The sequence below is a fragment of the Lawsonibacter sp. genome, assembly GCF_022777125.1.
Classification (GTDB): domain Bacteria; phylum Bacillota; class Clostridia; order Oscillospirales; family Oscillospiraceae; genus Lawsonibacter_A; species Lawsonibacter_A hominis.
This window is the reverse complement of sequence record NZ_JALFGV010000151.1, coordinates 1-8208: the sequence shown is the minus strand read 5'-3', so window position 1 is coordinate 8208 and position 8208 is coordinate 1. Positions and strand designations below refer to the sequence as shown.

The following is an 8208-nucleotide window of genomic DNA, read 5'->3' as shown; positions in this document are numbered from 1 at the left end:
CACCAGGTAGAACATACCGAACAGGGCGCCGCCGGAGACCGCCGCGGGGAATGGCTCCCGAACGGCCAGAGCCCCCACCCAGCTCCAGGCGCCGAAAAAGGCGAACTGGAGGGTGGTGATGAGAAAAATGTCCCGGCCCTCCGCGTATTTGTTCACCGCTACGATATGGGCCGCGAAGAAGAAGCCGCCGATCAGGGTAAGCACGTCCCCCAGGTTGATGCTCAGGGCGCCGCCGTCATTGGAGAGGGAGACCAGCCCGATCCCAACGATGCACACCACCGCCGCCAGGATATTGTATCTGTCCGGCCGCTTGCGGGCAATGAGCCAGTACAGGAAGGGTACGATCACGCAGTATACCGCGGTAAGGAAGGCGTTTTTGCCGGAAGTGGTGCGGTCCAGTCCAAACGTCTGAAAGGCATAGGCCAGAAACAGGAACGTGCCGATAATGGCGCCCGCCTTGAAATACTGCCGGTCCATGACCTTCCAGGATTTCCAGAATACCAGGCCCAGCACGATGGCCGCGGCGGTAAAGCGGAAGGCCAGCAGATAGAAGGGGGTGAAGCTGTCCAGAGAGTGCTTCATCACCACAAAGGAGCTGCCCCAAATGATCGGAGCCAGGATCAGCATGGGCTTTGCCAGTTTTTTCAGTACGGATTCGTTCATCGCTTCTTGTCTCCTTTACCGCAGTTGTGTTACGATACTGTCGCACGCATTACGACAGGTTTCACAGGAGGTGGCTGCATTGCCAAAATTGACGCGGGAATTTTATAATCGGGACACGCTGGACGTGGCCCGTGACCTTTTGGGCAAGTATCTGGTACGGCGGCTGGACGGGATGGTCCTCTGCGGCCGCATCGTGGAGACCGAGGCTTACGTGGGCCGCATCGACAAAGCCTGCCATGCCTACGGCTACAAGCGCACCCGGCGCACCGAGACTCTGTTCGCCCAGCCGGGCACCGCCTATCTCTATTTGATCTACGGCATGTACCACTGTCTCAACTTCGTCACCGAGCCCGAGGGGGAGCCCTGCGCGGTGCTGCTGCGGGGCCTGGAGTGCGCAGGGGACGGAGACGCCCTGGCCCGGATGCGGTACGGCAAGCCCCAGGACGAACTGAACGCCTATCAGCGCAGGCAGTTTCTCAACGGTCCGGGAAAAGTCTGCCAGGCGCTGGGGCTCACCCGGGCGCAGAACGGGCTGGACCTGACCGGCGACGAGCTGTTCCTCTGGGACGCCGGCGAACCGGCGCCTGATTGCCATACGGGACCGCGCATCGGGATCGACTACGCCCAGGAGGCGGTGGAGTTCCCCTGGCGCTTTTGGATCTGAGCCATACAGGAGGCGGCTATGCGTTTATTTGATTTTGACGGCACCCTGGTGGATTCCAACGGCGTATGGGAAGAGATCGACCGGGCCTTCCTCGCCCGCCGCGGGCTCTCTCCCACCCGGGAATACAGTGAGCAGATGGGCCACTCAATTTTCCCCATCGCCGCGCAGATCACGAAGGATTTCTATCATCTGGACCTGACCCCCCAGGCCATCATGGCGGAATGGCTGGAGCTTGGCTGGCAGGCCTACGCCCACCAGATCCCCATGAAGCCCGGCGCTGCGGGATTTTTGGAGCGTTGCGCCGGACGCGGCGAGGACATGGCCCTGGTCACCGCCTGCGTTCCGCGCTTCTGTCAAGCCGCCCTGGAGCGGCATGGATTGACCGGATACTTCCGCGCGGTGGTCTATGTGGAGGAGCTTGGGGTGGAAAAACGGGACCCCCGGGCATTCCGTATGGCTCTGGAGCGGCTGGGGGTCCAGGCGTCCGAGTGCACCCTCTACGAAGACTCCCCCGCCGCCTGCGCCGCCGCGAAGGCCGCGGGCCTGACCGTGGTAGCGGTATACGACCCCTTTTACGCGTCCTACGAACAGCAGCTGCGGCGCAGCTGCGACGGGTATCTCAAAAGCTTTACCGAGTTGCTCGGGTGAGTTCTCCCCTGCCGGGGCGTTATCCCTCGTCCCGGCTCATGTACTGGGCGGCAGACTTCAGCATGAGCTTTTTGGTGCCCACGCTGTCGAAGGCGATCTCGATGAGGGCGTCGCCCCCCATGGGGGTCAGGCCGGTGACCAGCCCCTTGCCGAAGGCGCGATGGAACACCGTATCCCCTTTCCGAAACCCGGGCAGGGCCGCCTTCGGCGCGGCCGCACCCGCCGCCGGGCTCTTCCAGTCCGGCGCGGAGCGTTCCGCCGCCCCGCCGCCGGAGCTGCCGCCATACGGGCTGCCCATCGAATAGCCCCGGTCATAGGTCCGCCGGACGCGGGCGGGCCGCTGGAAGGCGCGCTGCTCCCGCTCGGGGGTCTGTCCGCCGCCCTGCTCCTCTTCCCTGTGCCCGCCGTAAAGGCTCCGGCCGGAGCGCTCCAGGTATTCCGGCGGGATCTCCCCCAAAAAGCGGGAAGGCCGGTTGGCGTTGGTGCGCCCGAAGAGCATGCGCTGGCTGGCACAGGTCATGTACAGCTTTTCCTTGGCCCGCGTCATGGCCACGTAGCACAGGCGCCGCTCCTCCTCCATCTCCTCCGCCTCCCCGATGGCCCGGATACCGGGGAAGATGCCCTCTTCCACGCCCACCACAAAGACCACTGGGAACTCCAGTCCCTTGGCCGAGTGCATGGTCATCATCACCACGCAGTCCTCGCCGGCGTCGTGGCTGTCCAAGTCGGTGTAAAGGGCGATCTCGTCCAAAAAGCCCGCCAGGGAAGGTTCCTCCTGGGTATTCTCCAGGTAATTCTGGATGGAGGAGAGCACCTCGTGGACGTTTTCCAGGCGGGTGCGGTCCTCTATCGTATTCTTCTGCTCCAGCATCGCCGCGTAGCCGGTACGCGCCGCCAGTTCTTCGTAAAAATCGGGCAGCGGGAGCTCGGCGCAGCGCCGCCGCAGCGCCCCGATCAGCTCGGCAAACTGGGCCAGCTTGGCCGCCGCCTTCTGCAGTTCGGGATAATCCCCGGGGCGGCTGACCACCTGCCACAGGGAGCGCCCCTCCTGCTGTGCGATGGTCTGGGCCCGCTCCACCGTAGTGGCGCCGATCCCCCGGGGCGGATTGTTGATGATGCGCCCCAGGCGCAGATCGTCGTCCGGGTTATTGACCACGCACAGGTAGGCCAGCATGTCCTTGACCTCCGCCCGGTCGAAAAAGCGGATGCCCCCGATGATGCGGTAAGGGATCCCGTTGCGCTTGAAGGCCTGCTCCAGCTGGTTGGACTGGGCGTTCATCCGGTAGAGCACCGCGTGATCCTTCCACGCCCGCCCGCCGGAGAAGCCTGTCAGGATCTGAGCCGCCACGTACTGGGCCTCGTCGTGCTCGTTCATGGCGGTATAGCACATCACCTTATCGCCCGCGCCGTGCTCGGTCCACAGCTCCTTTCCCTTCCGGCCCTGGTTATTGCGGATGACGGCGTTGGACGCCTCCAGGATATTTTTTGTGGAGCGGTAATTCTGCTCCAGGCGGATGACCCGCGCCCCCTTGTACTGATGTTCGAAGGAGAGGATATTCTCGATGGTAGCGCCCCGGAAGCGGTAGATGGACTGGTCGTCGTCTCCCACCACACAGATGTTCTCATACCCCCCCGCCAGCGCGGAGGCCAGCTGGTACTGGAGGTGATTGGTGTCCTGGTATTCATCGATGAGCACATAGCGGAACTTTTTCTGATAATAGGCCCGCACGTCGTCAAACTGCTTCAGCAACCGCACGGTATGGAGAATGATATCGTCAAAGTCCAGGGCGTTGGCGTCCCGCAGCCGCCGTTCGTACTCCGCATAGATCCTGGCGATCTTCACCAGACGGAAATCCCCGCTCTTTTCGCATTCCCGGAGGTAGTCCGCGCCCAGCTTCATGGCGTCCTTGGCGCGGGAGATATAGCCCAGAACAGACTTGGGCGGGAAGGTCTTGTCGTCCAGGCCGAACTCCTTGAGGATATCCTTCACCACACGCTCGGAGTCGGCGCTGTCGTAGATGGTAAAGCCGCTCCGGAAGCCCAGACGCTCGATGTCCCGCCGGAGGATGCGCACACAGGCCGAGTGGAACGTACTGGCCCAAATGTCGTTGGCCTGCGGGCCCAGCAGGCGCTCCAGCCGCTCCTTCAGTTCTCCGGCCGCCTTGTTGGTAAAGGTAATGGCGATGATGGACCAGGGGACCGCGGGGTCCAGGCGGCACAGCCGCTCCTGCTCCTGCTTCTGCTCCGGACGCGGGGCGCGCACGTACTGCTCCAGAACGTCCAGGTCGGCCCGCTGCACCCAGGCGGGCACCTCGTCCGAATCCGACCCGCGGCCGTATTTCATCAGGTTTGCGATGCGGTGGATGAGCACCGTGGTCTTGCCGCTTCCCGCGCCCGCCAGCAGCAGCAGCGGCCCCTCGGTACACAGCGCGGCGCGGCGCTGCTCCGGATTCAGGTTCTGGAAATCCAGTTCGATGGCTGCCCGGCGCGCTTTGCAAAAGCGCAGTTCTTCTTCTCTTGTCAGCATGGATACGCTCCTTCAAGCAATGCAGGAGCCGCCCAACCCGTGGACGGCTCTTTTCGTGTATCCTTATTTTATCCGAAAGCGGGGACAAGGTCAACCACCCGGCAGGAATCTTTTCCGTTTGGCCCCGAAAACAGCCGCGCCGAAAGACGCGCTTCCTGCTTCATGCTCCGGAAACACGCCTTTTCCGTTTCCGCACCAGTTCTATGATCAGGCCAACTCCAAAAAAGAGCAGCATACGGCCAATGACATAGGTTGGCGTCATATAATAATCTATTTTCAAAAACACGGCGTCTGTGACGGCAAAGGGCAGAGGAGCCAGCAGAATTCCGGCCGCTAAAACCATCATATATAGTATTTTTTGCTTCAAGGGCACGACACACTTTCCGGTCAGCATAAACATCAGCAAGGCGGCAAACCCCAAAAGGGAGAGCGCCAGGATGGTTTTATCGGCGGCTTCCCACGCCCCGGTCAACCGGCGATGGGATTCGAACACCGCTTGCTCCGCCGACGTCAGCCACCCTTCTGCAACCGGGAAAAAGTGATTGGCGCTCCAAAGCAAGGACGAACTGACCAGCGTCAGCCCGATCAGCAGGATCAAAATCAGCACAGCCGTCTTTTTCACTCGCTGCACCGCTTTCAGCGTGCGATTTTGCCCGTATATCATTCCGTCCAAATCCGTTTCATATATATCGCACAGACGTACAAGCATATCAATATCCGGCCTGGTCCGCCCTGATTCGTAGCTGGATAAGGTCTGACGGGCAACGCCCAGCTTTCCTGCCGCCTGTTCCTGTGTCATGCCGCTGTACAGACGCAGTTGGCGAAGGTTATTATGAATTGACATGAATCGATCACCTCGTGGATATCATCGCACAGACCGCCGCAAACGGTCAAGCAATGATTTGTTGCGGCGCCACCTTTTCCTTTTATGAAAACAAGATTTTTATTTCGATTCCTCTTTCTAAGCCGCTGTGCTATAATGTCGCGGAGAAACCAAGCCGTTCTGCGGCTGATAAGCATAGCCAACGCCATGTTTAGGAGGCGACGTCATGACGCGCAAGCGCGCCCGCGACTGGGGGCTGACCATAGGGCGGCTCCCCGCAGGGCCACGAAATAAAATCACCGACGTGCCCGGCGTGACGGTGGGCCACTGCACCGTGGACACGCCGGAACACAAGACCGGAGTGACCATCCTGCTCCCCTGCCCGGAAAATCCCTTCGTCCACAAGCTGCCCGCCGCCGAATGCGCCGAGGAAGCGGTGCTCAACAGTCTCCTCACCGCCCATACCACCGTCGGCTGGCAGGGGAACACCGTTACCGCGCTCACCGATCTCTGGACGCCGGAGGAACGCAGATGAATTCTTATGTATTTCGCTCGCCCCGCCTGGGCTTCCGGGCGGTGGAGCCGTCCCTGTCCGCACCGGCGGCCGCCTTTTACCGCCGCAACCGCGCCGCCTTCGCCCCCTTTGATCCTGTCCCGGAAGAGGAATTCTTCACTGAGCCGGGACAGCGGGCGCGTCTGGAGCTGGAGCGCTCCTGGGCGGAGTGTGACCGGGCGTACCGCTTCCTGCTGGTCCAGCCCCGCCACCCCGGCAAGGTCGTTGGGATGCTCGGGTTCAACGAAATCGTCCGGGGCGCCTTCCAATCCTGTTTTCTCTCCTATAAGATCGACCGCACCCTCTGGAACCGCGGCTATGGCTCCGAGGCCATCCGGTATGCCACGGCCTGGGCCTTCCGCAATCTGGGCCTGCACCGGGTGGAGGCCAACATCATGCCCAGGAACCCGGCCTCCCTGCGGGCGGCCGAAAAGGCGGGCTTCGTCCGGGAGGGCCTCTCCCGGCGTTACCTGAACATCAACGGCGTCTGGGAAGATCATATTCACATGGTACGTCTGAACGAGGATGCGCTTTAACGGCAGCGGAGGGGCGGATTTTCCGTCCCTCCGCTCTATTGGTACAAAGAAATGAGGGCGGAGCTTACGCTCCGCCCTCATCTCCAGGTCAAATCAGCCGAAGTAACGCTTCAGCAGGCCCTCGAAAGCCTTGCCGTGGCGGGCCTCGTCGCGGGCCATCTCGTGGACAGTGTCGTGAATGGCGTCCAGGCCGTTCTTCTTGGCGCAGATAGCCAGATCGGTCTTACCCTGAGTCGCGCCGAACTCGCAGTCCACGCGCCAGGCCAGGTTGGCCTTAGTGGAGGCCTTCATGTTGGGCTCCAGAGCCTCGCCCAGCAGCTCAGCAAATTTGGAGGCGTGCTCGGCCTCTTCGTAGGCGGCCTTCTCCCAGTACAGGCCGAAGCCAAACGGCTTCGCCGTTCGGCGCCGGGGAACAGGCGAAAAGAAGGAAGATACAGGAAATTTCTTTATCCACAAGTGGACATTTTCACACGCTGGAATTTGGCTTTTTGCCACAAAAAAATCCACAAGGGGGATTTGCAAGTGGCAAAGCAGAATGACGCGGGTGTTTACAAATTGAAGAATGGGAATTGGGCTTATCGCTATGTTCTCATGGTGAACGGCGTCCGCAAAGAAGTACGAAAGGCAAAAGATGAATTCGGAGCACCCTTCAAAACAAAGCGTGAGGCAATCAAGGCGCGGCAAGCGGCTATTGACAGCGCCCAGAACTCCCGCAAGCCAAAGCCCACGGTACGGAAAACTGTTCAAGAGGTCTATCAAGAATACTGTGCTAATGGCCGAAGTGACCGGGCATAAGCTCTGCCGTCAGCTCCCGGTTTTTCCGGATGTCCTCTGCATCTTTTTCCAAAGTCCGGTACTCCTCGATCTGCCGGTCAATGGCTGCGACCCCTGATTCCAGCTGGCCGATCTCGGCGGCAAGCTGCTCGATCTTCGTTTCATAACTGCCTTTGAGGGAGAAGTATTCATCCTTTGACAGAATCCCCTCAACAAGATGCTCATAAAGGCCACGAATGGACTCGCGCAGCCGATGGGTGTCGCGTCTGCGGCTGGCGATCTTCTCTTGGAGTTTTGCCCGTTCAGATGCCAGGTGAGCAGTCTGTGCCAGAGAGAGCGAATACTGGCCCAGGGCCGTGTTGAGTTCTTCCTGAATCATGTCGGCAAGGCTGGTCAACAGCGATTCCTCATAGATAAATACGCCTGGACAATCCTTTTTTCCAACCCGGCTGTTGCTGATACAGTGGAACGCATAGCGGTCAGCTCCCTTTTTCCGGGGGCAGCGCATCCGGTGGAGATTCCCGCCGCATTGGGCGCAAAACACTTTGCCCCGGAGAATATTCGGCGTATAGGGCCGGACCTCGGTTTGCTCGCGCTTTGCGGCGGCGTGGTCGAGATTCTTCTGCACGGTGTCGAACAGCTCCCTGCTGATGATCGCCTCATGGGTCCCGCGCACCACCGTCCACTCGTCCCTGGCGGCCTTGACCTGTCTATGGTCGATGATTTTTGTCTGGCCCTGAACGAGATCTCCGGTATAGACCTCGGACCGGAGAATCTTCTTGACGGTCCAAGTCTGCCAGTTGCCGTTACCCAGGAGCTTTTCGTTGGAGATTGTCCCCTGGGACTTCTTATAGTAGCTGGGGGCCAAGTACCCGGCCTTACTGCTTGCAGATGAAGTCGTATTCGATCTGCTCTCTGATCTCAGCTCTCTTATCCAGTCCGTCCGTCTGTCCTTCCGCCGCAGGCGCAAGTCCCGAAGGAAAGAATGAATGAGTATTTGATAGATCAGTATTTGATTTT

9 protein-coding genes and 1 pseudogene are annotated in these 8208 nt (G+C 60.4%); 5 read left to right on the top strand and 5 right to left on the bottom strand.

Annotated features, from left to right (window positions below; genetic code table 11):
• Window positions 1-663: DMT family transporter (locus MR825_RS12475; RefSeq protein WP_287881013.1), on the bottom strand; the 663-nt coding region annotated here is incomplete at its 3' end.
• Between the two features lie 70 nt (window positions 664-733).
• Here MR825_RS12475 and MR825_RS12470 point away from each other — a divergent pair.
• Window positions 734-1327 carry a DNA-3-methyladenine glycosylase gene (locus MR825_RS12470; RefSeq protein WP_352408294.1) on the top strand — a complete coding sequence of 198 codons (594 nt, stop codon included), beginning with the start codon at window positions 734-736 and terminating at the stop codon, window positions 1325-1327.
• Between the two features lie 18 nt (window positions 1328-1345).
• The gene (locus MR825_RS12465; RefSeq protein WP_186907598.1) at window positions 1346-1975 is read left to right on the top strand and encodes an HAD family hydrolase; all 630 of its coding nucleotides are present in this window, start codon (window positions 1346-1348) and stop codon (window positions 1973-1975) included.
• A 19-nt stretch (window positions 1976-1994) separates the two neighbouring features.
• Here the strand turns inward: MR825_RS12465 and MR825_RS12460 are convergent, their stop codons facing one another.
• Window positions 1995-4502, bottom strand: a complete 2508-nt coding sequence (locus MR825_RS12460) for an ATP-dependent helicase (protein WP_186907597.1) — start codon at window positions 4500-4502, stop codon at window positions 1995-1997.
• 160 nt (window positions 4503-4662) lie between these two features.
• Window positions 4663-5346: a helix-turn-helix transcriptional regulator gene (locus MR825_RS12455; RefSeq protein ID WP_186907596.1), complete on the bottom strand. Its 684-nt coding sequence runs from the start codon at window positions 5344-5346 to the stop codon at window positions 4663-4665.
• 205 nt (window positions 5347-5551) lie between these two features.
• Between MR825_RS12455 and MR825_RS12450 the strand changes: the two genes are divergently transcribed.
• On the top strand, window positions 5552-5860 hold the full coding sequence (locus MR825_RS12450; protein ID WP_256174799.1) for a P1 family peptidase: 309 nt from the start codon (window positions 5552-5554) through the stop codon (window positions 5858-5860).
• The gene (locus tag MR825_RS12445) at window positions 5857-6414 is read left to right on the top strand and encodes a GNAT family N-acetyltransferase (RefSeq protein ID WP_186907593.1); all 558 of its coding nucleotides are present in this window, start codon (window positions 5857-5859) and stop codon (window positions 6412-6414) included. Before MR825_RS12450 ends, MR825_RS12445 begins: the two co-directional genes overlap by 4 nt.
• Window positions 6415-6507: 93 nt before the next feature.
• Here MR825_RS12445 and MR825_RS12440 read toward each other — a convergent pair.
• A pseudogene (locus MR825_RS12440) lies at window positions 6508-6792 on the bottom strand (hypothetical protein); the annotation flags it as partial.
• Window positions 6793-6936: 144 nt separating this feature from the next.
• On the opposite strand from MR825_RS12440, the gene MR825_RS12435 reads away from it, so the two are divergent.
• Window positions 6937-7209, top strand: a complete 273-nt coding sequence (locus MR825_RS12435; protein WP_287881009.1) for a hypothetical protein — start codon at window positions 6937-6939, stop codon at window positions 7207-7209.
• Here MR825_RS12435 and MR825_RS12430 read toward each other — a convergent pair.
• Window positions 7184-8056: a recombinase family protein gene (locus tag MR825_RS12430; protein ID WP_287881007.1), complete on the bottom strand. Its 873-nt coding sequence runs from the start codon at window positions 8054-8056 to the stop codon at window positions 7184-7186. The two genes, MR825_RS12435 and MR825_RS12430, sit on opposite strands and share 26 nt — an antisense overlap.
• Window positions 8057-8208: the final 152 nt, after the last annotated feature.

What these genes read in the sequence shown, in the direction of transcription:
- MR825_RS12465 (WP_186907598.1), top strand. Translation starts at nt 1,346, where the DNA reads ATGCGTTTATTTGATTTTGACGGCACCCTGGTGGATTCCAACGGCGTA.
- MR825_RS12460 (WP_186907597.1), bottom strand. Translation starts at nt 4,502, where the DNA reads ATGCTGACAAGAGAAGAAGAACTGCGCTTTTGCAAAGCGCGCCGGGCA.
- MR825_RS12455 (WP_186907596.1), bottom strand. Translation starts at nt 5,346, where the DNA reads ATGTCAATTCATAATAACCTTCGCCAACTGCGTCTGTACAGCGGCATG.
- MR825_RS12450 (WP_256174799.1), top strand. Translation starts at nt 5,552, where the DNA reads ATGACGCGCAAGCGCGCCCGCGACTGGGGGCTGACCATAGGGCGGCTC.
- MR825_RS12445 (WP_186907593.1), top strand. Translation starts at nt 5,857, where the DNA reads ATGAATTCTTATGTATTTCGCTCGCCCCGCCTGGGCTTCCGGGCGGTG.